At 71.5% G+C, this 26,170-nt stretch carries 20 protein-coding genes; 15 read left to right on the top strand and 5 right to left on the bottom strand.

Features of this window, described 5'->3' with window-relative positions:
* The 5 genes from ACZ5ON_RS09020 to ACZ5ON_RS09000 form a co-directional block, all read left to right on the top strand.
* Positions 1 to 447, top strand: a 447-nt coding sequence (locus ACZ5ON_RS09020; RefSeq protein WP_465587746.1) for a YncE family protein, incomplete at its 5' end; no start/stop codon positions are given.
* Between the two features lie 1,350 nt (positions 448 to 1,797).
* Positions 1,798 to 2,844, top strand: coding sequence for a substrate-binding domain-containing protein (locus ACZ5ON_RS09015; RefSeq protein WP_465587743.1), 1,047 nt, complete (start codon positions 1,798 to 1,800; stop codon positions 2,842 to 2,844).
* A 97-nt stretch (positions 2,845 to 2,941) separates the two neighbouring features.
* Positions 2,942 to 4,510 carry a sugar ABC transporter ATP-binding protein gene (locus tag ACZ5ON_RS09010; RefSeq protein ID WP_465587740.1) on the top strand — a complete coding sequence of 523 codons (1,569 nt, stop codon included), beginning with the start codon at positions 2,942 to 2,944 and terminating at the stop codon, positions 4,508 to 4,510.
* Positions 4,507 to 5,544, top strand: a complete 1,038-nt coding sequence (locus ACZ5ON_RS09005) for an ABC transporter permease (RefSeq protein ID WP_465587737.1) — start codon at positions 4,507 to 4,509, stop codon at positions 5,542 to 5,544. The genes ACZ5ON_RS09010 and ACZ5ON_RS09005 overlap by 4 nt, the downstream gene beginning before the upstream one ends.
* A 409-nt stretch (positions 5,545 to 5,953) precedes the next feature.
* Positions 5,954 to 6,748, top strand: coding sequence for a DeoR/GlpR family DNA-binding transcription regulator (locus ACZ5ON_RS09000; protein WP_465587963.1), 795 nt, complete (start codon positions 5,954 to 5,956; stop codon positions 6,746 to 6,748).
* A 15-nt stretch (positions 6,749 to 6,763) separates the two neighbouring features.
* On the opposite strand, the gene galK is transcribed toward ACZ5ON_RS09000, so the two are convergent.
* The gene (gene galK / locus ACZ5ON_RS08995) at positions 6,764 to 7,909 is read right to left on the bottom strand and encodes a galactokinase (RefSeq protein WP_465587734.1); all 1,146 of its coding nucleotides are present in this window, start codon (positions 7,907 to 7,909) and stop codon (positions 6,764 to 6,766) included.
* A 532-nt stretch (positions 7,910 to 8,441) separates the two neighbouring features.
* On the opposite strand from galK, the gene ACZ5ON_RS08990 reads away from it, so the two are divergent.
* A complete protein-coding gene (locus tag ACZ5ON_RS08990; protein ID WP_465587731.1) occupies positions 8,442 to 8,870 on the top strand; it encodes an HIT family protein in 429 nt (142 codons plus the stop codon).
* Between the two features lie 192 nt (positions 8,871 to 9,062).
* On the opposite strand, the gene ACZ5ON_RS08985 is transcribed toward ACZ5ON_RS08990, so the two are convergent.
* A complete protein-coding gene (locus ACZ5ON_RS08985) occupies positions 9,063 to 9,956 on the bottom strand; it encodes a DMT family transporter (RefSeq protein WP_465587729.1) in 894 nt (297 codons plus the stop codon).
* Positions 9,957 to 9,989: 33 nt separating this feature from the next.
* Here ACZ5ON_RS08985 and ACZ5ON_RS08980 point away from each other — a divergent pair, with 33 nt between their 5' ends.
* The 4 genes from ACZ5ON_RS08980 to ACZ5ON_RS08965 all read left to right on the top strand — a co-directional run bounded on the left by ACZ5ON_RS08980 (position 9,990) and on the right by ACZ5ON_RS08965 (position 14,299).
* Positions 9,990 to 11,414 carry an aminotransferase-like domain-containing protein gene (locus tag ACZ5ON_RS08980; RefSeq protein WP_465587727.1) on the top strand — a complete coding sequence of 475 codons (1,425 nt, stop codon included), beginning with the start codon at positions 9,990 to 9,992 and terminating at the stop codon, positions 11,412 to 11,414.
* Positions 11,415 to 11,658: 244 nt separating this feature from the next.
* Entirely contained in the window at positions 11,659 to 12,828 is a 1,170-nt protein-coding gene (gene chrA / locus ACZ5ON_RS08975; RefSeq protein WP_465587722.1) for a chromate efflux transporter, read from the top strand.
* A 535-nt stretch (positions 12,829 to 13,363) separates the two neighbouring features.
* Positions 13,364 to 14,182: an SDR family NAD(P)-dependent oxidoreductase gene (locus ACZ5ON_RS08970; protein ID WP_465587720.1), complete on the top strand. Its 819-nt coding sequence runs from the start codon at positions 13,364 to 13,366 to the stop codon at positions 14,180 to 14,182.
* A gap of 42 nt (positions 14,183 to 14,224) precedes the next feature.
* Positions 14,225 to 14,299 carry a 50S ribosomal protein bL37 gene (locus ACZ5ON_RS08965; protein ID WP_380231613.1) on the top strand — a complete coding sequence of 25 codons (75 nt, stop codon included), beginning with the start codon at positions 14,225 to 14,227 and terminating at the stop codon, positions 14,297 to 14,299.
* A gap of 220 nt (positions 14,300 to 14,519) precedes the next feature.
* Here ACZ5ON_RS08965 and ACZ5ON_RS08960 read toward each other — a convergent pair whose 3' ends face one another.
* Positions 14,520 to 16,931, bottom strand: coding sequence for a ricin-type beta-trefoil lectin domain protein (locus ACZ5ON_RS08960; protein WP_465587717.1), 2,412 nt, complete (start codon positions 16,929 to 16,931; stop codon positions 14,520 to 14,522).
* Positions 16,932 to 17,504: 573 nt separating this feature from the next.
* Here ACZ5ON_RS08960 and ACZ5ON_RS08955 point away from each other — a divergent pair.
* Positions 17,505 to 19,598: an NEW3 domain-containing protein gene (locus tag ACZ5ON_RS08955; RefSeq protein WP_465587713.1), complete on the top strand. Its 2,094-nt coding sequence runs from the start codon at positions 17,505 to 17,507 to the stop codon at positions 19,596 to 19,598.
* A gap of 61 nt (positions 19,599 to 19,659) precedes the next feature.
* Entirely contained in the window at positions 19,660 to 21,351 is a 1,692-nt protein-coding gene (locus ACZ5ON_RS08950; RefSeq protein ID WP_465587708.1) for a glycoside hydrolase family 27 protein, read from the top strand.
* Positions 21,352 to 21,508: 157 nt separating this feature from the next.
* Here ACZ5ON_RS08950 and cobF read toward each other — a convergent pair whose 3' ends face one another.
* Positions 21,509 to 22,270 carry a precorrin-6A synthase (deacetylating) gene (cobF, locus tag ACZ5ON_RS08945; RefSeq protein WP_465587705.1) on the bottom strand — a complete coding sequence of 254 codons (762 nt, stop codon included), beginning with the start codon at positions 22,268 to 22,270 and terminating at the stop codon, positions 21,509 to 21,511.
* A 196-nt stretch (positions 22,271 to 22,466) separates the two neighbouring features.
* On the opposite strand from cobF, the gene ACZ5ON_RS08940 reads away from it, so the two are divergent.
* From ACZ5ON_RS08940 to ACZ5ON_RS08930, 3 genes are all read left to right on the top strand, one after another.
* Positions 22,467 to 22,853, top strand: a complete 387-nt coding sequence (locus ACZ5ON_RS08940) for a GntR family transcriptional regulator (RefSeq protein ID WP_465587702.1) — start codon at positions 22,467 to 22,469, stop codon at positions 22,851 to 22,853.
* A 92-nt stretch (positions 22,854 to 22,945) separates the two neighbouring features.
* Positions 22,946 to 24,055, top strand: coding sequence for a DUF1648 domain-containing protein (locus ACZ5ON_RS08935; protein ID WP_465587699.1), 1,110 nt, complete (start codon positions 22,946 to 22,948; stop codon positions 24,053 to 24,055).
* Between the two features lie 61 nt (positions 24,056 to 24,116).
* Positions 24,117 to 25,190, top strand: a complete 1,074-nt coding sequence (locus ACZ5ON_RS08930) for an alpha/beta hydrolase family protein (RefSeq protein ID WP_465587696.1) — start codon at positions 24,117 to 24,119, stop codon at positions 25,188 to 25,190.
* A gap of 149 nt (positions 25,191 to 25,339) precedes the next feature.
* Here the strand turns inward: ACZ5ON_RS08930 and ACZ5ON_RS08925 are convergent, their stop codons facing one another.
* Positions 25,340 to 26,167: a class I SAM-dependent methyltransferase gene (locus ACZ5ON_RS08925; protein ID WP_465587692.1), complete on the bottom strand. Its 828-nt coding sequence runs from the start codon at positions 26,165 to 26,167 to the stop codon at positions 25,340 to 25,342.
* Positions 26,168 to 26,170: the final 3 nt, after the last annotated feature.

Here is a 26,170-nt window from a genome sequence, read left to right as displayed (position 1 = left end):
CCGGACGGTACCCGTGTCTACGTCACCAATGACGGCTCGAACACGGTGTCGGTGATCGACACGTCCAGCAACACGGTCACCGCCACCGTCCCCGTCGGCACCAACCCTTTCGGGGTGGCGGTCAGCCCGGACGGTACCCGTGTCTACGTCACCAATGACGGCTCGAACACGGTGTCGGTGATCGACACGTCCAGCGACACGGTCACCGCCACCGTCCCCGTCGGCACTAGCCCCAACGGGGCGGCGACGGCCAGGGTTCCGGTGGTGGGGACGGTCAGCTGCCCGAGTGGCAGCGTCATCACCGGTGGCGGATACCAGCAGAGCGGCGGCGCCGTTCCGCCCTCGGAAGTCACCAGTCGGCCGGCCGGCAACACCTGGCAAGTTCTCGTCGACAACCAGAGCACCAACTACACCACCGTCACCCCCTACGCGGTGTGCGCACGGTGAAGCGGGCACGGCTTTGCCGGGCAGGCCGTCAGCTGCCGCCCCCATCCGCGTGTACAGCCAGATCTCTTCCGTTCACCTGTTCACAACCCAGGACGTCAATGGCCTTGAGCCCGGGCCACTTTCCGTGAGCGAACGGCACCCGCCGGGGTCAGCCGACCCCGGCGGGCTGGTCCAGCGCCGCGCCGACGGCTGGGGGACCTCAACGCACGGTCTGTACGGTCTTCGGCTCTGGCCCGTAATCGGTGGTAACGGCGTGTCACGAACCCATCGGCGGTGACAGTCCAGGGCAGGCAGCGTCCTGGCCTGGATCTTCACCAGTCAGTGTTCTGCTCCCCGGGCGTGCGGATGCCCGGTCCGGCGTGTCGGGCGTCCAGGCCGACGTATCGCCCCGGCCGGTATGCAAAGCCGTCGAGTTGCAGAATCCTCAGCCGCGAACACTGAGCGGACGTCCGCCGATCGCGCCGTCGTTCCATCGGACGCGGTCGGTGGGACGCGCGGGGTGCCCCGGGGTTGCCGTCGACCTCGGGGCGGTTCTTTTTTGCGGCGTCCCGGTGGTGTCCGAGGCCGCCGGCCGGATAGGGGATGTAGCCGGCGATTGATCGGCTGACTGCGCAGCCCTCCGGGCATCGGGCGGGAGCGTAGGCCCGACTTCCAACACTAATCAACAGCTTGGCATCAAAACCAACGTCATCGGCCACTGGCGTTTCGGCATCGGTGCCAAGCCGGATGTCGTACCGGGTGTCGAGCGCAGGGGCGTGGTGTGGCCGTCGGCGCCGCCCGTACGGGTCGTTGACGTTGCCAGCTCTGCCCGAAGCTGTCCGCACCGAGCCGGAGGGCCCGCCGCCCGCGGCGAAGCCGCTGATGTAAGGCGTGAAAGCGAGGAGCGACGGGCGACCGAGGCACGAGGTGGCACCGGAGGGAGGAACGACGGGAACCGGGTGCGAGGGCCCGCAGGCAAGTGGGCGAGTGACTGCGGGCCACTGGCCAGTGAGGCGCTGTTCCGCGCTTCGCCCGGGCTGCCGTGAACAGGTTGACGCCGGGGCCGCCGCTGGGCGTGGCGCCAACTCGCCGCGTCCCCGGGGGCGCCTCCCAGTGCCGCCCCAGGGCTCCAGGGGGTTCCGCGCCGGCTCCGCATGAGCGTGAGGACACCAGTTCTGTCAACTCTCGTGCCGGTGGCGGATGCTGATTGGGCGTAACGAGACGGTTTCGAAACCGCCCAGTTGGGTTCGAAGGCTTGACTCGGGTCTGAACTGGGCGTTTCCTTTTGCTTCATCGCGTTTGATCGCGATGCTTTCTGATCGGTTGTGTTGCTTCTAGCCGATCGGTCCAACACCCTCAGGAGCCCCCAGCATGCACCCCTCCCTCCGTAGCCGCCTCGCCCCGACTGCCGCCTTGAGCCTGGCCACCGTCCTCGGCTTGACCGCGTGTTCCACCGGACAGACGTCGTCCGGCGCCGACGCGTCGGTGGGGCCGGTGTCCGGCAAGATCTCGATCACCTATCTGCAGAAGCAGGGGGACCAGCAGTACTTCGTGGACGAGGCCGCAGGGGCGAAGGCCAAGGCCGCCGAGCTGGGTGCCGAACTGAAGGTCGTGAACCTCGGTAATGACGCGAACAAGACGGTCAGCGAGGTGCAGTCGGCGATCGCGCAGAAGAGCAACGGTCTGATCATCGTGGTGCCGGACCCGGCGGTCGGCCCGCAGGTGGTCCAGACGGCACGGGACGCGAAGGCCGCGCTGCTCACCTCCGACGACCAGGTCTGCGCGAGCGGGCCGTCCCCGGCGCAGTGCACCGCGTCCGACCTGGTGCCCCGGATCGGCTTCTCCGGCCAGCAGATGGGCCAGCAGGTCGGCCAGCGCGCCGCGGAGGAGTTCAAGAAGGCCGGCTGGACCCCGGCGGACACCCGGATCATCTCCGCCTGGAAGCAGGACGTCACCGTGTGCGGTGACCGGGTGAAGGCCGCGAAGGACGCCTTCGACCAGGCCGTGCCGGGCGTGCAGAACATCGACGTCGCGACCGACAACACCCCGACCGGCGCGCAGGACAAGGTCGCCGCCACCATCACCGCCAACCCGGGCGTCAAGCACTGGGTGACATGGGGCTGCAACGACGAGAACGTCCAGGGTGCCGTGACCGCCCTGCAGAACGCCGGGGTGAGCCCGAACGACATCGACGGCGTCGGCCTGGGCGCCTACCTGGCGTGCAAGGACTGGGCGTCCGGAAAGCCGTCGGGCATGAAGGCCGCCCTGTTCATCAACGGCAAGGACGTCGGCGCCCTGGCGGTGCAGACCATGTACGACAAGCTCAAGAACGGCAAGGACTTCCCCAAGGAGGCCTTCGCCCCGACCAAGATGGTCGACGCCACCACCTGGCAGTCCGCGGGCGTGTCCTGCAGCTGACGCCGCGTCGAGCCGTCGGTGCGGCGGGCGGGCACCGGCCTGCCGTACCGGCTCGGCTCCCGAAGACCGTACGTGCCGCACCGCCAAAGAGGCCCCGATGACCGCACCCGAACCCTCGCCCGCCCCGCCGCCCGGCCTGAGCGCCGAGGGCGTGTCCAAGCGCTTCGGCGCCGTCCAGGCGCTGAAGGACGTCACCCTCACCTTCCCGCCCGGTCAGGTCACCGCCCTGATGGGCGAGAACGGCGCAGGCAAGTCCACCCTGCTGCGCATCCTCACCGGTGACCACCGCCCCACCGAGGGCCGGGTCCTGCTGGACGGCCTGGTCCTCGACCTGAACTCCCCGCAGGACGCCCGTCGCGCCGGGATCCGGATCATCCCGCAGGAACCCGAGATCATCCCCCATGTCTCGGTCGCCGAGAACGTCTACACCGGCTCGCTGCCCCGCACCGGGCTGCGCCGCCTCGACCGCGCCGAACTGCGCCGCCGCATCACCGCCGACCTGAAGCACCTCGGGTTCGACAAGGTCCTCGACCCCGACCTGCTCGGCTCCGAACTCACCGCCGCCCAGCGCCAGCTGGTCGAGATCCTGCGGGCGACGACCGGCCAGGTCCCGCCGCGCGCGATCGCCTTCGACGAGCCGACCTCCTCGCTCTCCGAGCACGAGGTCGAGGCCCTGTTCGCGCTGATCGGGCGACTGCGCGACGAGGGCATCGCCGTCATCTACGTCTCCCACCGGATGAAGGAGATCTTCCAACTCGCCGACGGCATCGCAGTTCTGCGGGACGGCCAGGTCGCGGGGGTCGTCCGGGCCGCGGCCACGGACGAGAGCGCACTCGTGCGGCTCATGGTCGGCCGGGACCTCTCCTCCCTCTTCGTCCGCCAGCAGGTCGCCACCGACCGCGTCGTCCTGGACGTGAAGAACCTCACCACGGACGACCTGAGCGACATCAGCCTGCGGGTCAACGCCGGCGAGGTCGTCGCCCTCGCCGGCCTGATCGGCGCCGGACGCTCCGAACTCGCGCTCGCCCTGGCAGGCGACGCCCCCATCCGCTCCGGCACTGTGGAACTGGGCGGCAAGGCCCTGCGCCTGAAGGACCCCCGCGCCGCCATCACCGCCGGCATCGGCCTGGCCCCCGAGGAACGCAAGGCCCAGGCGCTGTTCCTGCAGCGCACGATCCGCGACAACACCTCCCTCGTCAGCCTGGGCCGGCTACGCCGCTGGCGGTTCGTCAGACACCGTCAGGAGAAGGTCCTCGCCCAGGAGTTCGCCGACCGGCTGCGGGTGCGCGCCCCCTCCATCGAAGCAGAGGTCCGCACCCTGTCCGGCGGCAACCAGCAGAAGGTCGTCCTCGCCCGCTGGCTCGCCCGCAAACCAGACCTGCTGATCCTCGACGAACCGACCCGCGGCGTGGACATCGGCGCCAAGGCCGAGATCTACCAGATCATCGCCGACCTCGCCCGCGAGGGCACCGCCATCCTGGTCATCTCCTCCGAACTGCCCGAAGTCCTCGGCCTCGCCGACCGGATCGTGGTGATGCAGAACGGCCGCACCACCGGCGAACTCACCCGCGACCAGGCGACGGAAGAGGCGATCCTCGCGCTGGCCATGGCCGACGACCTCGCCACCGGCACCACCGCCCACGCCCCGACCGGAGACACCCGATGACCACCACCTCCCCGAGTGCCCAACTGCCGAAGGACCAGCCCCGGCCCGGCCGGCCCAGCGGCCCACGCGGCCTGCTCGCCGCGATCGGCGGGCAGAACCTCAGCCTCATCGGCGCCCTCATCGCCGTAGTCGCCCTCTTCGGCACGCTCAACCCCAACTTCGTCAGCTGGGACAACATCCAGGTCATCGCCGAAGCCGCCACCATCTCCGGCCTGCTGGCCGTCGTCCAGACCGTCGTCATCATCTGCGGCGGCCTCGACATCTCCGTCGGCTCCCAGGCCGGACTCGCCTCCGTCACCAGCGCCATGGTCTTCACCTCCACCGGCGCCGACCCCTACCTCGGCATCGGGGCCGCCCTCGCCATCGGTGCCGCCATCGGCCTGTTCAACGGGATCGTCATCATCTACGGCCGGGTCAACCCGACCATCGCCACCCTCGCCGGACTGGCCGCCTACAAAGGCGTCGCCCAACTCGTCTCCGACGGCCGGGCCCAGGGCTACGTACTGGGCGACCCCGTCTTCGTGTTCCTCAGCCGGGGCAAGATCGCCGGCCTGCCCACCATGGTCTGGCTGCTCGTCCTCACCGCCGCCGCCGTCCACGCCCTGCTCACCTACACCGACATCGGCCGCAACATCTACGCCATCGGCGGCAACGACACCGCCGCCCGCCTCGCCGGTATCAACCTGAACAAGTACCTCATCTCCGCCTACGCCCTCTCCGGCACCGTCGCCGCCCTCGCCGGAATCCTCCTCACCGCCCGCACCGGCAGTGGCCAGCCCGTCTCCGGCAGCGAAGGCCTGGAACTCCAGTCGATCACCGCCGCGGCCCTCGGCGGCTGCGCCCTCAAGGGCGGCAAGGGAAGCATCGGCGGCACGCTGCTCGCCGTCGCGCTGCTCGGCGCCCTGCAGAACGGCCTCACCGTCCAGGGCATCAACGCGTTCTGGCAGAACGTCGCACAGGGCGCTCTGCTGGTCGCCGCCGTCATCATCCAGCAGCGCCGCAACCGCGAACGCGCGGTCGGCCTCCCGGCCTGACCGCGGGCCGCGAGGTCGAGCACACCATCCTCCGGCCTCGCGGGATCCGTTCCTTGCGGCGCATGCTGCGGGAGGCCGGCCTTCGTGCCCCACCTGCGGAACCGCCGACCGCCCCGAACAGGGAGTTCCGGTGGTGCAACACCTCGTCGACGTCCACCTGGTCGAGGCGTGACCGAACCGCCGCGACCTGCGGTGGCGGCTCGGGACCCGGCCGAAGGCGGAACGGGCGGGCGGCCGCCGAGGGTCGGCCGGACCGCCACCGGACTGCCGGTGCCGCCACACCCCGTGGCACCGGCGGTTCCGTTCTCTTTTTCGACGGAACTCCAACTCCACTTCCAGTCAGGACAGTTGAACGTTCTCGTCGCTGGCCGACACCCGTTCGATCGAGAGGTTCTCTGTGGCTGATCAGATGTTGCTCGCTCCACAACGCCAGGCGCTGATCCTGGAGGCGATTCGCCGGGCCGGCGCGGTTCGCGTCGCCGAACTGGTCGAACAGTTCGGTGTGTCGGACATGACCATCCGCCGTGACCTGGACGCGCTGGTGCGCCAGGGCGCCGTGCAGAAGGTGCACGGTGGAGCGATGGCGGCGGGGGCCGCGAGCACGTACGAGCCCGGGTTCGACGCCAAGTCCGGTCTGGAGGAGGCCACCAAGGCCGCACTGGCCGACGCGGCCGCGAAACTGGTGGAACCGGCCAGCGTGGTGGCCCTCTCCGCCGGTACCACGACCTACGCGGTCGCCTCCCGGCTGCTGGAGATCCCGGAACTGACGGTCGTGACCAACTCCCTGCCGATCGCGGACCTGCTGTGGGCGGCAGGCCGCGACGGGGGAGAGGCCGTCCCGTCGCTGCTTCTGACCGGAGGGGCGCCCACCAGGTCCGCGGCTCTGGTGGGCGCTCTGGCCGATCAGACGATCCGCTCGCTCCACGTGGACCTGCTGATCCTGGGCGTGCACGGCGTATGCGAGCAGGCCGGCCTCACCACGCCCAATCTGGCCGAGGCGCAGACCAATCGGGCGCTGATCGCCTCCGCCCGCCGCACGGTCGTGGTCGCGGACCACACCAAGTGGGGGGTCATCGGGCTGAGCAGCTTCGCGGCCCTGGTGGAGATCGACTGCTTCGTCACCGACGACGCTCTGCCGGCGACGGCCCGCAATGTGCTCGCCGACGCGGTCGGCGAGCTCGTCGTCGTCCCGGCTGCCGGCTGAGCGTGCGGTTACGGGTCAGGCCATCCGCCGTGCTCCCGCCGAGGGCACGGCGGTGAACATGACCGGGGACGCGAAGCCCGCCGACCGGAAGGCCGCCCGTACCGCGTCCGAGACCCCTGCGAGGACCGCGGCCTGGGCCAGCGCGATGACGGACCCGCCGAAGCCGCCGCCGGTCATTCGGGCACCCAGCGCCCCGGCGGCCACGGCGGTCTCGACCGCGAGGTCCGTTTCGGGGCAGGAGACCCGGTAGTCGTCGCGCAGCGAGGCGTGTCCGGCCGTCAGGACCGGGCCCAGTGCGGCGATCTCGCCGCGGACCAGGTGGTCGACGGTCTCGGTGACGCGCCGGTTCTCGGTCACCACGTGCCGTACCAGCGGCCTGAGTTCACCGGGCAGCCGGTCCAGGGCCGCGGCGAGGCCGTCGGGCGCGATATCGCGCAGCGCGGGCAGGCCGAGGAGGCGGGCGGCGCGCTCGCAGCCGGCCCGCAGGGCGGCGTAGGCGCCGTCGCCGAGGTCGTGCTTGACCCGGGTGTCGATCACCAGCAGCCGGAGCCCCGCCGCCTCCAGGTCGAGTGGCACGTGCCGCTGCTCGAGGGTCCGGGGGTCGAGGAACAGGGCGGTACCGCTCGTGCAGCAGGCGGAGGCCATCTGGTCCATCACACCGCACGGCACACCGACGAAGGCGTTCTCGGCCCGTTGGGCGATCAGCGCGAGTTCCGGCGCGGAAAGGCCAAGTCCGTAGAGGTCGTTCAGGGCGGCGGCCGTCGCGCACTCCAGGGCGGCGGAGGACGAGAGTCCGGCGCCGGCCGGCACGTCACTGTCGATGTACAGGTCGGCCCCGCCGACCGGGTGACCCGCCTCGGCGAGTGCCCAGAAGACGCCGGCCGGGTAGCCGGCCCAGCTCGCGACGACGCCGGGTGCCAGACCGTCCAGCGGTAGGTCGGTGATCGTGCCGTCGCCCTGGGCGCTGTACAGGCGCAGCCGTCCGTCCTCCCTGCGGCGGGCGCTCACCCGGCTCGTGTGCGGGAGGGCGATGGGCAGGACGAAGCCGTCGTTGTAGTCGGTGTGTTCGCCGATCAGGTTCACGCGCCCGGGCGCGGCCCACACGCCGGTCGGCCGTCCGCCGTGGACGGCCTCGAAGTCGGTGGCGGCCTCGTCGAACATCTGCTCAGCTCCAGTGCGTCGGGGAAGAGACGGCACACTCTCTCGGACGGCGTCCGCATCACGCTGCTGCGGGCCGTTCCCTGGGGCGGCCCGTCGTGCGGCATCGGCGTGCTGCCTCCCGCCGATGGGATCGCCCAACAGTAGATGAGTGTCAATTCCGACATAATCAAACACGATTGGGCCTTGTGGTCAACACCTGTGAGGAGCTGGATTTGTCAGGCTAGGTGAAGTGTCGTTAGGAATTCACTGACGACCGACATGCCCGTGACGAGCGGGAGTATCTGTTTGATTCTGTTGGAGCTCGGTACCTGCTGGGATGTTGAGGAGCCGTCAGCACAGCCGGTGGGCAAGCAGACGCGTCGCAGACCCGGACAGTCGGCCCTCACTGAACGTCCTGCGCCGGCTTGGCGACCTCGAAGGCTGATGCAAACCACCGGAGAAGTGCTTGCCGTGGCGCTGCTCGGTGGTCCGGCAGCAGGTCGGATGCTTGGGTTAGCAAGGGGTTCCGAGATCGAGTGTTGGGAGGACCGGCGTGGAGTGCAGGTTCTGCGAGATCGTCGCCGAGCCGGCGCAGGCCCATCTGGTGCTGGCCGACGACGTTGCAGTGGCGTTCCTGGACCGGCGGCCGCTCTTCCCCGGTCACGTCCTGGTGGTGCCCCGACGGCACGTCGAGACGCTGACCGACCTGCCGCGATCGGCCGTGGGACCTTTCTTCACCAGGGTGCAACGGGTGACGGCGGCCGTGGAGAAGGGCACGGGATCGGTCGGCAGCTTCGTGGCGGCCAACAACCGGATCAGTCAGTCCGTGCCGCACCTGCACGTCCACGTGGTGCCGCGCAACCCGCGTGACGGCTTGCGCGGATTCTTCTGGCCGCGTACCCGCTACGCGGACGAGACGCAGGCCGAGGAGACGGCCGCCCGGCTGCGCGCCGCACTCTCCGACGGCGAACCGTCCCGGTGACGGTGGCGAGTCCCCGGCCGGTCGACGCCGTCGGACAGGAGCCGGTCGGGGTGCTCCACCGGACGCGCCTTGAGTCCCTTCCGCCGGACCACCGGTGGGGCCGCAGGCGGATGGATTCGACGGTGGCCATCCGGGGAAGGCATCGACCTCTGCCTGCGGCTCCGCGGTCGAGGGAGGTTCGGGGCTCGGGGGTCACCGGCGCAGGCGCTGGGTGGCGGCGATGCAGGCGATCACCGCTAGGGCCGTCACCGGCGCGGCCGGCGGCAGCCGCTCGCCGAGCACCAGGACGGACCAGCCGAGGGTGAGCAGCGGCTGGGCGAGTTGGAGCTGGCTGGCCCGGGGGATGCCGATCGCGGCCATTCCCCGGTACCAGGCCACGAGTCCGCCGAACTGGGAGACGACGGCGAGGTATGCGAGCCCCGCCAGGCCGTGCACGGTCGGGTGGACCGGTTCGAAGGGCAGGGCGAGGACGCAGGTGAGCGCGGTGGCGGGGAGCGCCGCGACCACGCCCCATGCGATCACCTGCCAGCCGGGCATCCTTCGCGCCAGCCGGCCGCCCTCGGCGTAGCCCGCGGCGCAGAGCAGCAGCGCGCCCAGCAGGTAGCCGTCGGCGAGCCCCGGCCGGCCGGCGCTCTGCTGGAGGGCGAAGACCAGCACTGCCGCCGCGCCGACCGTCGCCGCCCACCAGAACATCCGGGGCGGCCGGGCGCCGGTGCGCAGTGCGGAGAGCGTGGCGGTGGCGAGCGGCAGCATGCCGATCACCACGGCGGAGTGGGCGGTGGAGGAGGTCTGCAGGGCGAGGGTGGTGAGCAGTGGGAAGCCCACCACGCAGCCGCCGGCCACCACCAGCAGACCGGGCCAGTCCGAGCGCCGGGGCAGCGGGATGCGCAGGGCGGCCAGACACGCGCCGGCCACGGCCGCGGCGAGCACGCCGCGCAGGCCGGTGACCGTCCAGGGGCCGAAGCCGTCGAGCGCCCAGACGGTGGCGGGGAAGGTGAACGAGAAGCAGAGTACGCCCAGGGCGGCGAGGGCGGTGCCGTCGACCGCTATCGATCGGGCCGGGATAGCGCTATCGTGTGCTGTCATGCATGAGCGTAGCAGTGGGAGAAAGGTTGCACCATGGACCGCACCAGCGTTGCAGAGCTTGCTGCGATTCTCCGTCGCGATCTCTCCCGCTACTCTCCAGGAGAGAAGCTGCCGTCCAGTCGAGAGCTGATGCAGCGGCACCAGGTGAGCCCGGTGACGGTCTCCCGGGCGATTGCCGCGCTCGCCGCTGAGGGGCTGGTGGTCTCGCGGCCGGGTGCCGGAGTGTTCCGCGCCGAGGAGCGTCGCCCGGCGAACGCGCTCGGGGACACCTCGTGGCAGGAGGTGGCGCTCAGCGCCGAGGCGGGCATCCCGCCGACCCGCAGCGCGGACGCCACCGGCGTCCTCGCGGCCCTCGCCCTGGCGCCGCCCGAGGTGGTCGACCTCAACAGCGGCTACCTGCACCCCTCCCTCCAGCCCGAACGTGCCCTCGCCGCCGCCCTCGCGCGGGCCGGCCGACGGCCGGGGGTGTGGAGCCGGCCGCCGCTGGAGGGACTGCCCGAGCTGCGGGCCTGGTTCGCCCGCGACATCGCCGACAGCGTCACCGCCTCCGACGTGCTGATCGCCGCCGGCGGCCAGAGCGCGCTCACCACCGCCCTGCGTTCGCTTGCCGCCCCGGGCGCGCCCGTGCTGGTCGAGTCGCCCACCTACCCCGGGATGCTCGCGGTCGCCAGGGCCGCCGGGCTGCGGCCGGTCCCCGTCCCGGTGGACGCGGACGGGGTACGGACCGACCTGCTCGCCGAGGCCTTCGCTGCCAGCGGCGCCCGCCTGTTCCTCTGCCAGCCGCTGTTCCAGAACCCGACCGGCGCCGTGCTCGACCCGGGGCGGCGGCGTGAAGTGCTGCAGATCGCCCGGGCTGCCGGGGCGTTCGTGGTGGAGGACGACTTCGCGCGGCAGCTGGTCCACGCGGACGCGCCGCTCCTGCCGCCGCCGCTGGCCGCCGCCGACCCCGACGGTGTGGTGGTCCACATCCGCTCACTGACCAAAGCGACCTCGCCCAGCCTGCGAGTCGCGGCACTCGCCGCGCGCGGTCCGGCGCTGGCCCGGCTGCGCGCGGTGCAGGCGGTGGACAGCTTCTTCGTCCCGCGGCCACTGCAGGAGGCCGCACTGGAGCTGGTCGCCGCACCCGCGTGGGCGCAGCACCTGCGGGCCCTGGCCGGCGCACTGCGGGAGCGGCGGAACGCGCTGGCCGGCGCGCTGGCACGGCTGCGGCCCGAACTGCTGCCCAAGCGCCTTCCGTGCGGCGGCTACCACCTGTGGCTGCGCCTCCCGGAAGGGCGTGACCCGGAGACGCTCGCCGCCGCAGCGCTGCGCGCGGGGGTGGCGGTGACACCCGGTGGGCCGTACTTCACTGCGGAGCCGCCGGCCCCGTACCTGCGGCTGAGCTATGCGTACGCGGACAGCGTGGATCAGCTGGTGGAAGGAGCCCGCCGGTTGGACCGGGCCCTTGGCGAGCCGTAGCCAGTAGAAGGGCACCCGTTCCGGGCGGCCCTCCGAAGCCGAACTTCCCTTACTGAAGGCCAGTTGGCGGATCGCCGGACGGCCGTCGACATACCGCCCCAGCGGACGCAGCCGATCAGGGAGCGCTCTGAACCGCGGGTCGGCACCAGATGGAGATCGAGAGCGGTGCCCCTTGTTCACGCCGCTCAGGTACCCTCACCCCGGCCCCGGCGGGGGCTGGTGGGCACGGGAAAGGAACTCTCAGGTGGACGGCGAGCAGGAGCCGCGGCGAGTCGGACTGGGCACGATCGCGCGAGAGTGGGGGCGGATCGGCTGCACCGGCTTCGGCGGGCCGCCCGCCCACATCGCGCTGCTGCGCCGGCTGTGCGTGGAACGCCGGGGCTGGATCGCCGCGCAGGAGTTCGAGGACGGCATCGCGGCGACCAACCTGCTGCCCGGACCGGCGTCCACCCAGCTGGCGATCTTCACGGCCTGGCGGCTGCGGGGCATACCGGGAGCCCTGGTCGGCGGCCTGTGCTTCATCGTCCCCGGCCTGCTGCTCATACTGGCGCTGTCGAACCTCTTCCTCGCCGACAGCCCGCCCCTTTGGGTACGAGGCGCTGCCGCCGGAGCCGGATCGGGCGTCGCCGCGGTCGCTCTCCAATCCGCCTTCGCGCTGGTTCCGGCAAGCCGGCAGCGCGCCGGCCGGGCGAGCGCCCGCTGGCTCGCCCACGCCCTCGCCGGCGGCCTGGCCGCAGTCCTGACCGGGCCGTGGCTGGTCCTGGTGCTCATCGCCGCCGGCCTCGTCGAGACGGCCGTGCGCACCCGACCCGCCGCCGAACCGGGACGCGCCCGCGCGCGTACGTGGCCGCTGCCGCTCGCCATCGCCGCCCCCGCCGCGACCGGCGGACTGGCGGCTCTGGCCTGGGTGGCGTTCAAGGTCGGTGCCCTCTCCTACGGTGGCGGGTTCGTCATCATCCCGCTCATGCAGGCGGACGCCGTCGACCACTACCACTGGATGACCGGCGGCCAGTTCCTCAACGCCGTCGCCCTCGGCCAGATCACCCCCGGCCCGGTCGTCCAGACCGTCGCCGTCGTCGGCTACGCCGCGGCCGGCACCGTCGGCGGATTGCTGGCGGCCGCGGTCGCCTTCGCCCCTTCGTTCCTGTTCGTCCTCCTCGGCGGCCCCCGCTTCGACCGGCTCAGGGCCGACGCCCGGGTACAGGCGTTCTTCACCGGTGCGGGCCCCGCGGTCATCGGCGCCATCGCCGGATCCGCCATCCCGCTGGCCCTCGCCCTCCAGCACCTCTGGCAGTACGCCGTGCTCGCCGCCGCGGTCGTCTGGCTCCTTGTCGTGCGACGCGGCGTCGTCAGCGCCCTGCTCGGCGCCGGTGCTCTCGGCGTCATCGCCGCCCTGGCGGGCTTGCCGGCTTGAGCGCGAGTCAACTGGCCGTCACCGGGACCGGTTTCACCCGGTGTCGGCCGTCGGCCTTAGGCCCGCCACCCCAACCGTGCGACGGTCCGGCCGGGTTGTGCCGCCGTCCGTCGGCATCGAGCCGGCCGACCCGCCGGTGGTCCGGCTGCCGGGTCGGTGCAGCAGAGGTCGTATCAAGGATTCATCAGGGCGAGTGAACCGGCCTTGCTCGGACGATCCCCGGGTACTTGAATGAACCGCATGAACCGTCCGGCACGCCACCACGACCGCCCGCCGCATCCGCGGGCGCAGGCTGCCGTCCCGGTCATCCGCGCCGTCAGCTAGCGCCACCGCCTCACGCAGGCGAGCGCAGATCGCGCCGATCACGCATCACCGGAAGGCAACAGCAGCGGTCCGTCCGCGCCTTCCGCCGCCCGGCCCTGTGAGCAGAGGCCTTTCGGGCGTACCGATTCCACTTCCCGCACCCCCGGCACCCGGAAGCGCGCCTGCGCGTTCTCCGGTACCCCGGGCGTGCCCGCACACCCATGGATGAACCATGTCCGCATTCCTGTCCGACCGCATCGCCCTCGTCACCGGTGCCTCCTCCGGCATCGGCTGGGAGACCGCCCGGCTGCTCGCCGAACGGGGCGCCACCGTCCTGGTGCACGCCCGGACTCCCGACGAGGGCGTGAGCGCCGTCGAGCGTCTGGTCGAGCACGGCGTCTCACGGGACCGACTCCACGTCTTCACAGCGGACTTCACCCGGCTCGCCGATGTCGCGAACCTGGCGGAGACCGTGGCCCGTACCTTCCCGGCGGTGCACCTGCTGATCAACAACGCCGCGATCATGGCCCCTGAGCGCTGCACCCTCTCCGAGGACGGCGTCGAAGTCTCCTTCCAGGTCAACTTCCTCGCCGCGAACCTGCTCGCCAAGATGTTGCGTGCCCCGCTGTCGGCGGCCGGCGACGCCCGGATCATCAACGTCTCGTCCTCCCTGCACCGCACCGCCTCGATGAACTGGACCGACCCGAACCGGGCCAAGCGGTACTCCCGGGTCGCCGCCTACGCCCAGTCCCAGCTGGCGCTGAGCATGGCCACCCGCCACATGGCCCCCGCGGGTTCCGGCATCACCGCCGTCAGCGTCAACCCCGGCCTGTGCGACACCGCCCTGCTCCCGCTGTACGGGCGGGTCGGCGCGCCGCCGGCCGAGGGAGCGGCCGCGGTGGTCCGTCTCTGCCTTCCCGCCGTCCGCCTCGTCAACGGCGAGTACTACGACGGCGGCGACGTCGCGCCCACCGCGGTCGCGGTTCACGAGGAGCGCTCCCAGCGCCGACTGGCCAAGCTCGCCGACCAGTTGGTCACCACCGGGGCCTGACCCCACCCGGATCCGCACGACGAACGGCACGACAGGAGCACGATGTCCAAGCGCGCACGCAAGAAGAAGGCCCGCCGCAAGAAGAAGGCCAACCACGGCGGCAAGCCCGGCCAGTAGCAGCCCGGCCCACCCGGCGCCGCATGACGCCGGCCAGGTCCGGCCGCACGGTCGCGACTGGACCACCGGTGTCCGCGGGCGAGCCGGGTGACTCGCCCGCGGACACGGGGTCCGGACGTCGCCGGGAGGTGTGGGTCACGGCCGCGCTACGAGGCGGTCCACTGCTGGTTGGCCTTGCCCGCCCCGCAGGTCCACTGGTCGGCCTGGTCGCGGTCGGCCATTACGGCAGGGTCCACCGCTGGTTGGTGCCGCCGTTGCAGTCCCAGATCTCCAGCCGGGTGCCGTTGGTGGTGGCGTAGGCCGGGTCGTCGAGGCAGCGGCCGGACTGGGTGCTCTTCAGGGTACCGTCCGGCTGGGACGTCCACTGCTGGTTGGTGCCGCCGTTGCAGTCCCACAGCTCGACCAGGGTGCCGTCGGCGGTGCCGCCACCGGTGACGTCGAGGCACTTGCCGCCGTGGGTGAGGGTGCCGTTGGTCCAGGTCCACGTCTGTGCGGCGCCGCCGTTGCAGTCCCAGAGCTGCACCGCGGTGCCGTTGGCGGTGGAGTCGCCGTCGTCGTCGACGCACTTGCCGGGCAGGGCGGAGGTGATCGGACCGGTGTGGGTGGAGGGCGTGCCGGGGGTGAGGGTGAAGTCGTCGAACTGGTCGGTCCGGTAGCCGGTCACGCCGAGGCCGGCCTGGCCGTTGGTGAAGCTGCCGTCGGTGGCGCTGCCGACGACGGTGCCGTCGATGGTGGCCGTGAGGGTGGTGTCCTGGAGGGAGAGGGCGACGGTGTGCCAGCTGTCGGTGCCGAGGGCGGTGGTGGAGCCGCCGGCGAGGGTGGTGAAGTTCCAGTCGGTGTCGCTCTTGTCGATGGACCAGGCGCCGGTGTCGCTGACGCGCAGGTGGTAGGCGTTGAGGCCGTTGTTGTTGCGGCCCTGCTGGTTGACCCGGCCGAGGAGCTCGATGGTGCTCGACTGCTCGAAGAGGGTGTCGGCGGTGACGGTGTAGTTGGACCAGCTGCCGTCGCCCATCATCGTGTAGGGCGCGTTGTAGGGCTCGTCGGTCCAGCGGATCGGCGTCGTCGGGGCCATCTGGCGCAGGCAGGTGCCGGTGCGGCCGCCGCCGCAGGGGACGGTCTGGAAGGCGCCGTTCATGTCCGTGAAGTACTTCGGGGACGTCGTGGTGGCCGGCGTCTCGAAGTCGTCCGCGTAGGGCAGCTCGAGCGGGGCGGCGGCGGGCGGGGTGGCGCTGCCCTTGCCCTGACCGGTGGTGGTGGTGACGGTGTAGACGTGGCCGGGCTGGAGGGTGAGCGTGTAGCTGCCGTGGGCCGGAGCGATGTCCTGGGTACGGACGAACCAGTCAGCCGGGTCGGCGGAGTTGAGGTTGGTGGCCCAGACGTGGACCTTTCCGGTGGACAGGCCCCCGGTGATGGTGAACTTCGCGCTCCGGGCGGTGGTGGCGTCCATGGTCTCGATGACGGTGCTGTAGTCCCTGTTGTTCGGGGACTCCAGGGTCACGTAGCTGCCGTTGGTGCGATCTCCGCCGAGGTAGCCGCCGGCGGAGTCGATGTAGTGCCAGCCGGGCTTGGCGAACTGGGTGGTGTGCGCGGTGACCCAGGTGGTCTTGCCGATGTTGTAGCTGCCGGACCAGGGCTGGTCGGCGATCGACATGCCGTCGGTGGAGAAGTGGAGGTTGGGGTAGAGCGCGGCGATGACGGGCCAGTTGACGAACGAGGTCATCTTCCCGTCGAGGTAGTCCCGGTTGATCGCGCGAGCCACCGAGGTGGCGCCCTCGTTGGCGTCCTCGGAGCCGTTCTCGCTCGCCCACAGCGGCTTGCCCAGCGCCTTGGCGTTCGCGGTGCTGGGGCAGGAGTTGAAGGAGCCGAGGTAGCCGCAGGGGTAGTGGACGCCGACGATGTCGACCGCGTTCCTGAATGCCGGGTCCTTGGCCATATCGTCGGCCACGGCCCAGGTGTCGTCGGCGGCGACCACCTTGGTGGCGTAACCGCGAGAGGTCAGCGCGGCCTTGAGGTCCTCGTACCAGGTCTTGTCGTAGCCGCGCTCGTTCCACCCGCCGAGGTAGTCGACGGTCAGGTGGTGCTTGGCGGCGCACCCCATCCAGGACATCAGGTAGTCGATGGTGTCCCGGGACCAGAAGTTGCCGCCGCCGATCCAGCCGGGGGCGCCCCAGGACAGGCCGTAGAACTTGATGCCGGGGTTGCGGGCCTTGGCCTGTTCGGCCAGCCACCACTCGTAGCCCTGGTCGCAGTCGACGGTGCCGGCGGTGTGCTCGATGCTGGGCTCGGCGCCGTCGGTGGAGTTGGTGTCGCCCCCGATCTCCAGCTTCAGCACCTGCAGCGAGGCGCCGTAACCGGGCTTGAACAGGTAGTCGAGCAATTGGCTGCGCTGCGGCTCCGGATAGTCGACCAACAGGCGTGAGTTGCCGCCGCCGCCGGAGATCGCACCGACGCCGTCGAAGGTGAGGCCCGGCTCGGTGCCGTCGACAGTGATGGCGGTGGAGGTGGCGGCCGTCGTGGAGGCAGGGGCGGCCCGGGCGACCGGTGACGTGGCCAGGCCGCTGAGTGCGCCCAGAAGCGCCAGGACTGCGCTGAGGGCGGTGCGGCATGTCGAAGGCAGGCTGCTGCGACCCATGGGTGGTCTCCAGGACGGGGGCGAGGGTGGGGAGTTGAGGTCGAGCGGTGCTCAATATGAAGGCTAAATGAGCAATAGTCAACAAGTTCTAACAGAAACACACGTCTGGCGGTGCACCGACACCATTTCCGGGCGCGGGCGCGTTCGAGGGTTCGACGCCAGCCCGCTCATACGGCCGAGCGGCACTGGCTCGGAATACTCGGCGATCCGTCGACTTCGCCCTGTGGTGGAGCAACGGGCGTGAGTGCGGCCTTCGTACACCGCTGGCACCTCAGAGGCAGGTCCACCTGCCCTGGCTGGCTGGAGCGGCCGAACTCCCATGCTATGCCGATCACTTGTGTTTACGTCACGCAACACTGTCTGCGGATCAGGTCCCATCGCGAGGTGACTCCCACGGACTGATCACGACCTGATGCGCGCCCTGACCCGGGCGCACCCCGGTTGATCAACATGTCGCGTTGATGCGTTGAGTATTGACGGTTTCTGTTGACTTTGGTTCTCTTGGCCACGCCCTGCGCAAGGCAACAGCTCCGCCGTATACCGTCCGCCACCCTTCCGGACCCAGGAGAACCGATGCGCAAGACGTGGGCTGCGCTGGTCGCGGCCACGCTGGCGGCCGCACCCCTCGCGGCCGTCCCCCTCACCGCCACACCCGCCGCCGCGATCGACAACGGCCTGGCGCTCACCCCGCCGATGGGCTGGAACGACTGGAACGCTTTCGGCTGCGACGTCAGCGCGAAGCTGGTCGAGCAGACCGCCGACCGGCTCGTCTCCAGCGGGCTCAAGGCCGCCGGATACCAGTACGTCAACATCGACGACTGCTGGCTCACCAAGTCCCGGGACGCGAGCGGCAATCTGGTGCCGGACCCTGTCAAGTTCCCCGACGGCATCAAGGGCGTCGCGGACTACGTGCACGCCAAAGGCCTCAAACTCGGCATCTACCAGAGCGCCGGCACGATGACCTGCGCCGGATACCCCGGCAGCCTCGGGCACGAACAGCAGGACGCGAACTCCTTCGCCTCCTGGGGAGTCGACTATCTGAAGTACGACAACTGCTACAACATGGGCCTGCCCGCCAAGCAGCGCTACCAGGCCATGGGCGACGCGCTGGCCAGGACCGGCCGGCAGATCGTCTACAGCCTCTGCAACTGGGGCGAGGAGTCCGTCGCGTCCTGGGGCGGCTCGGTCGGCAACCTCTGGCGCACCACCGGCGACATCGACGCCTCCTACGGCCGGATGCTGTCCATCGTCCACCAGAACATGCCGCTCGCCGCCTCGGCGAAGCCGGGCGCCTGGAACGACCCGGACATGCTGGAGGTCGGCAACGGCATGACGCCGACCGAGGACCGCACCGAGTTCTCGCTCTGGGCCGAGATGGCCGCGCCGCTGATCGCGGGCACCGATCTGCGCACCGCCGGCCCGGCCACCCTGGCGATATACGGCAACCGCGAGGTCATCGCCGTCGACCAGGACCGGCTCGGCAGGCAGGGCGTGCCGGTGAGCACCACCGGTGGGCTCGACGTCCTGGCCAAGCCGCTCGCCGACGGCAGCGTCGCGGTGACCCTGTTCAACGAGAACACCGCGCCCGCCGTCATCTCCACCACCGCCGCCGCCGTCGGGCTACCGAGCGCCAAGGGCTACACGCTGCGCGACCTGTGGGCGCACCGCACCACCGAGACGGCCGGCACGATCAGCGCCACCGTGCCGGGACACGGCACGGTGATGTACCGGGTCGCGCCCACCAGGACGCCCGAGCGGTACGCCCCGGACCTGGTGCTGCGGACCAGCACGCCGGAGTGGTCCGCGGGCAGCACGGCCACCGTGACCGCGACCCTCGTCAACAACGGCGTCGGCGCCGCGCGCCACGTGGCCGTCGGGCTCGACGCGCCGAACGGATGGACCGTCAAACCGACCACCCGTACCGGGTTCCCGCGGTTCACCGGCGGCGAGCAGGCCACCGTCCGGTTCCAGGTCACCGCGCCCGCCGTACTGCCCGCGCCGATCACCCACGCCACCGTGACCGGAACGGTGACCGCCGACACCCCCGCCGGGGTCGAGAAGAGCGGCTCGCCGCAACAGGTGGAGCTAGCCGCACCCGTCCAGGCGCCGCTGCGGACCTTCACCGACAACACGGCCGTCTTCGGCGCCCAGAACGGCAGCTTCGCGATCGACGGCGCCGGCGCCGACCTGTACTACGGCGTCGACCAGTACAGCGCCATCTACCGGCCCGGCGCCGAACACGACGGCTCCACCACGGTGGTCAAGCTCACCGCCCAGGCATACACCAGCGACTGGGCGAAGGCCGGGATCATGGTCCGCGACGACATCACCAAGCCGAACAGTTCCCCGGGCTACGTGATCCTCGCCGAGGCGCCCGGCAAGGGTTACGTCCTGCAGTGGGACAGCACCGGCAGCGGCCAGCTCGACTCCAACAGCGCCCCCGCCAACCAGGGCAGCGGCAAGGCCGCGTACCCGAGCTGGCTCAAGCTGGTCCGCTCCGGGTCCACGTACACCGGCTACTACTCCACCGACGGAACCAGCTGGACCCAGGTCGGCAGCGCGACCCTGCCCGGGGTGACCGCGACCCAGGACGTCGGCCTGTTCACCAGCTCGCACAGCGAAGGCACCAGCGGCGAGGCCGACTTCACCGGTTTCAGCCAGACCTGACACCCCTGGGCGGAGCGGCCCCCAACCGCTCCGCCCTCCCTCCGACCCTCCTGGAGCCCCCATGCGCGTGCTCTCGCGCCTCCTGCTCTCCGTCTGCCTCTCGCTGCCCGCGCTCGCACTCCCGCTGCTCGCCGCGGAGCCGGCCCACGCCCTGGACAACGGCCTCGCCCGCACCCCGCCGATGGGTTGGAACAGCTGGGACACCTTCGGCTGCAACGCGACCGAACAGATCGTCAAGGACACCGCCGACTTCATGGCCGCGAGCGGTCTGCGCGACGCCGGCTACCAGTACCTCACCATCGACGACTGCTGGATGAGCCGCACCCGGGACAGCAGCGGCAACCTGGTGCCCGACCCGCAGAAGTACCCCGACGGCCTGGCAGCGCTCGCCGCGTACGTGCACGGCAAGGGGCTGAAGTTCGGCGTCTACGAGAGCCCGACCTACCACACCTGCCAGGGCTTCCCCGGCAGCCTGGACCACGAGCAGCAGGACGCCCGGACCATCGCCGGCTGGGGCGTCGACTTCCTCAAGTACGACAACTGCCTCGCCAGCGACCCGAACCAGCGGGTCGGTGACGAGAAGCTGCCGCTGCAGACCCGGGACGGCTGGATGCGCGACGCACTCGCCGCGACCGGGCGGCCGGTCGTGCTCAGCCTCTCGCTCCAGCCCGCCGCGCAGGGCGAGACGCCGTGGGTCTGGGGGAAGGGCGTCGCCAACATGTGGCGGATCGACGGTGACCGGGACGCCTCCTTCGCCGGCCTCACCAGGCTGATCCACACCGACCTGGACAAGGCGCAGTACGCCGGGCCCGGCGGCTGGAACGACATCGACATGCTGGAGACCGGCAACTACTCCTCCATCGCCAACAACCCCGACCAGCGCCTCAGTTACGACCAGGAGAAGACCGAACTCTCCGCCGCCGCCGTGCTTGCCGCCCCGCTGATCTCCGGAGCTGACCTGCGCACGGCCGCGGCCGCCGGCAGCTCGGGCTACCCGATCAGCCAGCAGGACCTGAGCGTCTACCTGAACCGGGACGTGATCGCCGTCGACCAGGACAGCCTCGGACAGCAGGGCACGGCGCTCTCCACCGCGGGCGGCCTGGACGTGCTGCGCCGCCCGCTGGCGGGCGGCGACGTGGCGGTAGCCCTGATCAACGAGACCTCCGCACCGGCCGTGGTCTCCACCACCGCGAGCGCGGTCGGACTGCCCACCAGCAGCTCGGGGTACGCGCTCAACGACCTCTGGGCGCACAGCACTTCGGTCAGCGCCGACGGCACGATCAGCGCCACCGTGCCGGCCGGCGGCACGGTGCTGTACCGGGTCGCCGCCCGCCCGGTCACCTCCGGCACGGCGACCAAGCTGGTCTCCGCCTCCTCCGGCCGCTGCCTGGACGCCTGGAACAACCAGACCGCGCCCGGCACCAAGATCGAGATCTGGGACTGCAACGGCGGTGCCAACCAGGCATGGTCCTTCACCTCCAACGGTGACCTGCGCACCTACAACGGCACCCAGTGCCTCGGCGGCGCGGGCGGCAGCCTGGCCTGGGGCACGTCGGTGGTGATCCAGCCCTGCGACGGCAGCGCCGCCCAGAAGTGGCGGCTCAACGCCGACGGCTCCATCACCACCCCCAGCCAGTACGGCCTCTGCCTGGACGTCACCGGCGGCAACCTCCCGCCCGGCAACGTCAACGGCACCACGGTCGAGGTCTACGGCTGCAACGGCGGCGCCAACCAGCGCTGGACGGCGCAGTAGCCGTTCCCCCGGTCGCCTCGGGGCAGGCGAGGTCGCATCGGCGGCGGTCCGGAATGCCGGGCCGCCGCATACGGCTGCCAGGAGACGGGTGGCCGTCGAACGCGGTGCGGGTGGGGCCGTCCGATCGGCCGTGGGCCGTGGCGACGGCCGGCGGACGTCAGTCGGTGGAACGGCGCAGTAGGTAGGTGTCCATGATCCAGCCCTTGCGCGCGCGGGCCTGCCTGCGGAGCTCGGCGATGCGAGGGGCGGTTTCGTCCAGGGGGCCGGCGACCAGGATCTCATCGGGGGTGCCGAGGTAGGCGCCGTAGTGGATGTCCAGGCCGCTCGGGTCGATGCCGGTGAAGGCGGCCCGGCCGTCCAGCATGACCACCACGTCGTCCACGCCGTCGGGGATGCCTTCGGCGGTCAGGCGGCGGCCCGTGGTGATCTGGAGCGGCCGGCCCACGCTGGTGAGGGTGGTGCGGTGCCGGGCGGCCAGCGCGGACACGCTGCTGATGCCCGGCACCACCTCGTACTCGAACGTGACCCGGCCCCGGGCCAGGACCTCCGCGACGACGGCGATGACGCTGTCGTACAGGCTCGGGTCGCCCCAGACCAGCAGAGCTCCCGTCTCGTCCGGGCCGATGTGCTCGGTGATCAGCCGCTCCACCAGGTCTGCGCGCCGGTGCCGCCAGTCGTCCACGGCCTCCCGGTAGCCGGGTGCGGTGCGGTCGCGTTCGGCGTCGGGGGCGGCGACGAGCCGGTGGCCGGGGCGGGCGTGCTCGTCGAGCAGCTGCCGGCGGAGCCGGATCAGATCCTGGCGCTCCGCGCTCTTGTCGAGGATGAGGAAGACGTCGGTGCGGGCGATGGCCTTGACCGCCTGCAGGGTGAGGTGGTCGGGGTCGCCCGCCCCGATGCCGATGACGATGATCTGCCGCATGCGGTGATTCTGCCCGAAGGCGGCACAGGTGGGCACGGGCGGGCACGGGCGGGCACGGGCGGGCACGGGCGGGCGGGGGCGCGGCCTTCGCCGCCCTGGTTCGGGCCCCGGGCGGGCTGCCGTAGGCATGGATCACTTGCTGACGCCTGCCTGTCTGTTCTATAAGTACTAGAGCAGATAGTCAGCCGGAGGCAGTGTGATCCTGAGCATCGATCTGAGCAGCGACGTCCCGATCTACCAGCAGATCAGGGATCGGGTCGTCGAGGCGATCGCCGCGGGGGATCTGGCCGAGGGGAGCGCGCTGCCGTCGACCCGGCAGTTGGCGAGCGACCTCGGCATCAACTTCCACACCGTCAACAAGGCCTACGACCTGCTGCGTCAGGAGGGCCTGCTGAGGTTGAACCGCAAGAGCGGTGCGGTCGTTCAGCGCGACCCGGGCTCCGGGCCGCCGCCGCCCGGGTTCACCGAAGAATGGCCGGGCCGGCTGCGGACGCTGCTCGCCGAAGCGGTCGCGCAGGGGATGGACGGGACGGCCGTGCTGGAGGCCTGCGGGCGGGTGGTCGGCTCGTTCGGCGTGGAGTGAGGCGTGGCACCGGGCACGGGGCCGGGTGCGGGACACGACGTGGGACCGGACGTGAAGTCCGGTACGGGGCGAGGAAGTCGAGGAGAGCCGGCATGACGACCGGAACAGCTGTGATTCAAGAGGTCATACCTTCCGTGGTCCTGCTGACGGCGTGGCTGATGCCCTCCCTCACCGGGCCGACCCTGCCCTTCGGTGTGCGGACACCGCCCGCCCGTGCGGACGCCCCGGTGATCGCCGCGCAGCGTCGCGCGTACCGCTGGCTGGTGGGCGGAGTGGGCGGGGTGCTGGTCGCGGCCGGGCTGGTGCTCGCCTTCGCCGACCCGCGCACGCCGCTGGCCGGCTTCCCGTCCGTCGCCGTCCTCGCGGTGTCCGGGATCGGGTACCTCCGTGCCCGGCGCGCGATCCTGGCCGTCAAGCGGCGCGAGGACTGGTATGCCGGACTGCGCCAGGCCGTGGTCGCGGACACCTCGCTGCGGACCCGTCCCGAGCGGTTCCCCTGGCCGTGGGCCGTGCCGGCACTGGCCGTTCTCGCGGTCACCGCGGTGGCGGCGGTCGTCCGCTACCCGTCGATGCCGGACCAGTTGCCGATGCACTACGGCGACAGCGGGACGGTCGACCGGTACGCCGCGAAGTCGGTCGGCAGCGCGTTCTCTCCGGTCTTCGTACAGCTCGCGGTCACCACTCTGCTGCTGGTGGTGACCTGGTACGCCTTCCGCTCCCGGGCGGAGCTGGACCCGGCCCGGCCGGGCGCGAGCGCGTTCCAGCACCGCCGGTACATCGTGCGGATGTCGGCAGCGCTGCTGGTGCTGACCGCCTGCGTCGACGTTACGGTCCTGTGCGCGGGCTGGCAGGTCTGGGACGGTGATCGAAGCCTCGCGCTGCTGCCCGTGCTGGCACCGGCCGGGGCCGGCATGGTCGCCGTCGTCGCCGTCGCGATCCGCACCGGCCGCACCGGCAGTCGGCTGCCGGTACCGGAAGGTGAGGACGGCACGGAGCCCGCCCGGACCGATGCGGTGCACCGGGACGACGACCGGTACTGGCGGTTCGGCGGCGTGGTCTACGTCAACCGCCAGGACCCGGCGATCTTCGTCGGCAAGCGGTTCGGCATCGGCTGGAGCCTCAACTTCGGCAACCCGCGCGCCCTGCTGCCGATCGGCGTGTTCCTCGGATTCATCCTCGTGATGCAGCTGATCGGCCGCTGACTTCCGGCTCCTGATCCGGAGCCGGACCTGAAAGTCAGACCCCAACTCGAAGGAGACAGAGATGCGTTGGCGTACCCGGGTGACCGCTGTGCTGGTGGCCTCAGCCGCCGTGGCGGGGTTAGCCGCCCCGGCAGCGAGCGCGGTCGAGCACGACGCGGCGGTCGTCCCCGCGGCCGATCGTGAGGTGCGGTTCACCGTGGACGGCACCACCGCGTACGGCACCCTGCACGTGCCCGCCCACCGTGCCGGCCAACGGCTGGCGGCGGCCCTGCTGCTGCCGGGTAGCGGCAGCACGGACCGTGACGGCAACCAGCCGCCGGAGCTCATGCCGGGGACGCTCGCGCTGGTCGCGGGAACCCTCGGCGGAGACGGCGTCATGACACTGCGCTTCGACAAGTACTTCACCGGCCGGACGGGGTCCGGCGCCTACCAGGGTGATCCCGGCCGGATCGATCTGGCGGCCTTCACCCGCCAGGCCGCGGCCGCCTACGCCACCCTGCGCGCGCAGCCGGAGGCGGACCCGCACGCCCTGCTGGTCGTCGGCCACAGCGAGGGCGGCATGCAGGCGCTACTGCTCGCCCGGACCGTACGGCCCGCGCCCGCAGGGCTGGCCCTGCTCGCGCCGCAGGACGAGCACTTCCTCGACATGTTCGGCTTCCAGCTCGACGCCCAACTCGACCAGGGCGTGGCGGCCGGACAGTTCAGCGCAGCGGTGGCCCAGGCCAACGAGGCGGGCGTCGCCGCCGCCATCGCGGACTTCCGGGCCGGCCGCCCCGCCGACACCAGCACCCTGTTGCCGCCGCTCGCCGCACTGCTGAACGCGCTGTTCGGCCCGGACAACGCCCGCTTCGTGCGCAGCGACGACGCCGTCTACCCGCCGGACGTCGCCCGTGGTCTGCACCCCGGCACCCGGGTCACCGTCACCTGCGGCGCCGCCGACGCCAACGTGCCCTGCACGACCACGCCGCCGCTGCTCGCCGCGCTGACCCAGGCACACACCACCGGTCCCGGCCTGCGCGCCCTCGACGGTGTGGACCACTTCCTCCACCCGGCCGGTACCTCCGTCAACGACCGGATGCTCGCTCCGGCCGCCCTGGCGGCGCTGCACGAGTTCGCCCGGCCCTGGAAGCGGTAGCCAGGGTGGCCCGGTCGCCTGCCGGGTGGCACGCCCAAGCCGATCGGGCGAGCCGCCCGGCAGCGCGTCCTCCGGCTGCCCGCAGGACAACGGGCCGGCGTGCGGTACGAGTCGGCGAATCCGCCGGCGGACCGACCTGTGGATCCGGGTCAGCCGGAGCCGGTTCGCGCAGCGGTGACCACAACGGCGGCGTAGCGCATCGTGAAGCTGCCTCCCACCGAGTCGACAGCGGCCCCGATGCCCGCCAGCACCTCCTCGGACTTGGCCGGCGGGAGCAGGGTGTGGCCGCCGGTGGTGGGCAGCTGGTCCAGCCATTCGTCGCGGGTGTAGGACCGTTCCCAGTCGAACCGCCACTGCTCCGGCTCGCCGAACGCGACCGTCTCCCGGATCCCGTCGGCCGCCCTGGTGGACAGCGTCGCGAATCCGTCGGAGCCGGTCGTGGTCCATCGGCGGGAGGCGAGCGAGTCGGGCAGCACCCGGCGGTAGACGGCGGCGAAGGCTTCCGCGAGTTCGGGCGGCGGTTGGTCCACGTTCCAGAACACGGCCAGCCGACCGCCGGGGCGCAGTGCCTCGGCCGCCTTCGCCGCGCCCGCGACCGGGTCCACCCAGTGCCAGGTCTGCCCGGAGACGACGGCATCGAACGTCCGGCCGGCCGGGTCCCAGGCTTCAAAAGTCGCCACGTCGACCTCGAGTCCGCGCTGCCGCGCCCACGCGGCCATCCGCGGGTCGACCTCGACCCCGAGGACCGTGCAGCCGGCCGCCTGGAACTGCCGGGCCGCGATGCCGGTGCCGGTACCGACGTCCACCACGTCGGGCCCGGGGGAGGCGGCGACGATCGCCTCCACCATCGCGTTCGGGTAGCGGGGCCTGGCCCGGTCATAGCGTTCCGGGTCCGTGCCGAACGACTCGGCCAGCGCCCGGACTTGGTGAGGCTCGTAGCTGGAGGGCGGAGTCCGCTCCGGAGGTAAAGTGGGCATGCG

The sequence above is a fragment of the Kitasatospora sp. NPDC032150 genome (genome assembly GCF_055579945.1).
Note: the sequence above shows the minus strand (reverse complement) of the source record. Positions and strands in the feature narration are given on the sequence as shown.

Bases quoted from the DNA above. Each gene is read 5' to 3' on its own strand.
- galK (WP_465587734.1), bottom strand. From the start codon at position 7,909: ATGTTCGACGAGGCCGCCACCGACTTCGAGGCCGTCCACGGCGGACGG.
- ACZ5ON_RS08960 (WP_465587717.1), bottom strand. From the start codon at position 16,931: ATGGGTCGCAGCAGCCTGCCTTCGACATGCCGCACCGCCCTCAGCGCA.
- cobF (WP_465587705.1), bottom strand. From the start codon at position 22,270: ATGCGGCAGATCATCGTCATCGGCATCGGGGCGGGCGACCCCGACCAC.
- ACZ5ON_RS09015 (WP_465587743.1), top strand. From the start codon at position 1,798: ATGCACCCCTCCCTCCGTAGCCGCCTCGCCCCGACTGCCGCCTTGAGC.
- ACZ5ON_RS08935 (WP_465587699.1), top strand. From the start codon at position 22,946: ATGACGACCGGAACAGCTGTGATTCAAGAGGTCATACCTTCCGTGGTC.
- ACZ5ON_RS08950 (WP_465587708.1), top strand. From the start codon at position 19,660: ATGCGCGTGCTCTCGCGCCTCCTGCTCTCCGTCTGCCTCTCGCTGCCC.
- ACZ5ON_RS09005 (WP_465587737.1), top strand. From the start codon at position 4,507: ATGACCACCACCTCCCCGAGTGCCCAACTGCCGAAGGACCAGCCCCGG.
- ACZ5ON_RS08980 (WP_465587727.1), top strand. From the start codon at position 9,990: ATGGACCGCACCAGCGTTGCAGAGCTTGCTGCGATTCTCCGTCGCGAT.
- ACZ5ON_RS08930 (WP_465587696.1), top strand. From the start codon at position 24,117: ATGCGTTGGCGTACCCGGGTGACCGCTGTGCTGGTGGCCTCAGCCGCC.
- ACZ5ON_RS08985 (WP_465587729.1), bottom strand. From the start codon at position 9,956: ATGACAGCACACGATAGCGCTATCCCGGCCCGATCGATAGCGGTCGAC.
- ACZ5ON_RS08925 (WP_465587692.1), bottom strand. From the start codon at position 26,167: ATGCCCACTTTACCTCCGGAGCGGACTCCGCCCTCCAGCTACGAGCCT.
- ACZ5ON_RS08955 (WP_465587713.1), top strand. From the start codon at position 17,505: ATGCGCAAGACGTGGGCTGCGCTGGTCGCGGCCACGCTGGCGGCCGCA.
- ACZ5ON_RS08970 (WP_465587720.1), top strand. From the start codon at position 13,364: ATGTCCGCATTCCTGTCCGACCGCATCGCCCTCGTCACCGGTGCCTCC.
- ACZ5ON_RS09010 (WP_465587740.1), top strand. From the start codon at position 2,942: ATGACCGCACCCGAACCCTCGCCCGCCCCGCCGCCCGGCCTGAGCGCC.
- ACZ5ON_RS09000 (WP_465587963.1), top strand. From the start codon at position 5,954: ATGTTGCTCGCTCCACAACGCCAGGCGCTGATCCTGGAGGCGATTCGC.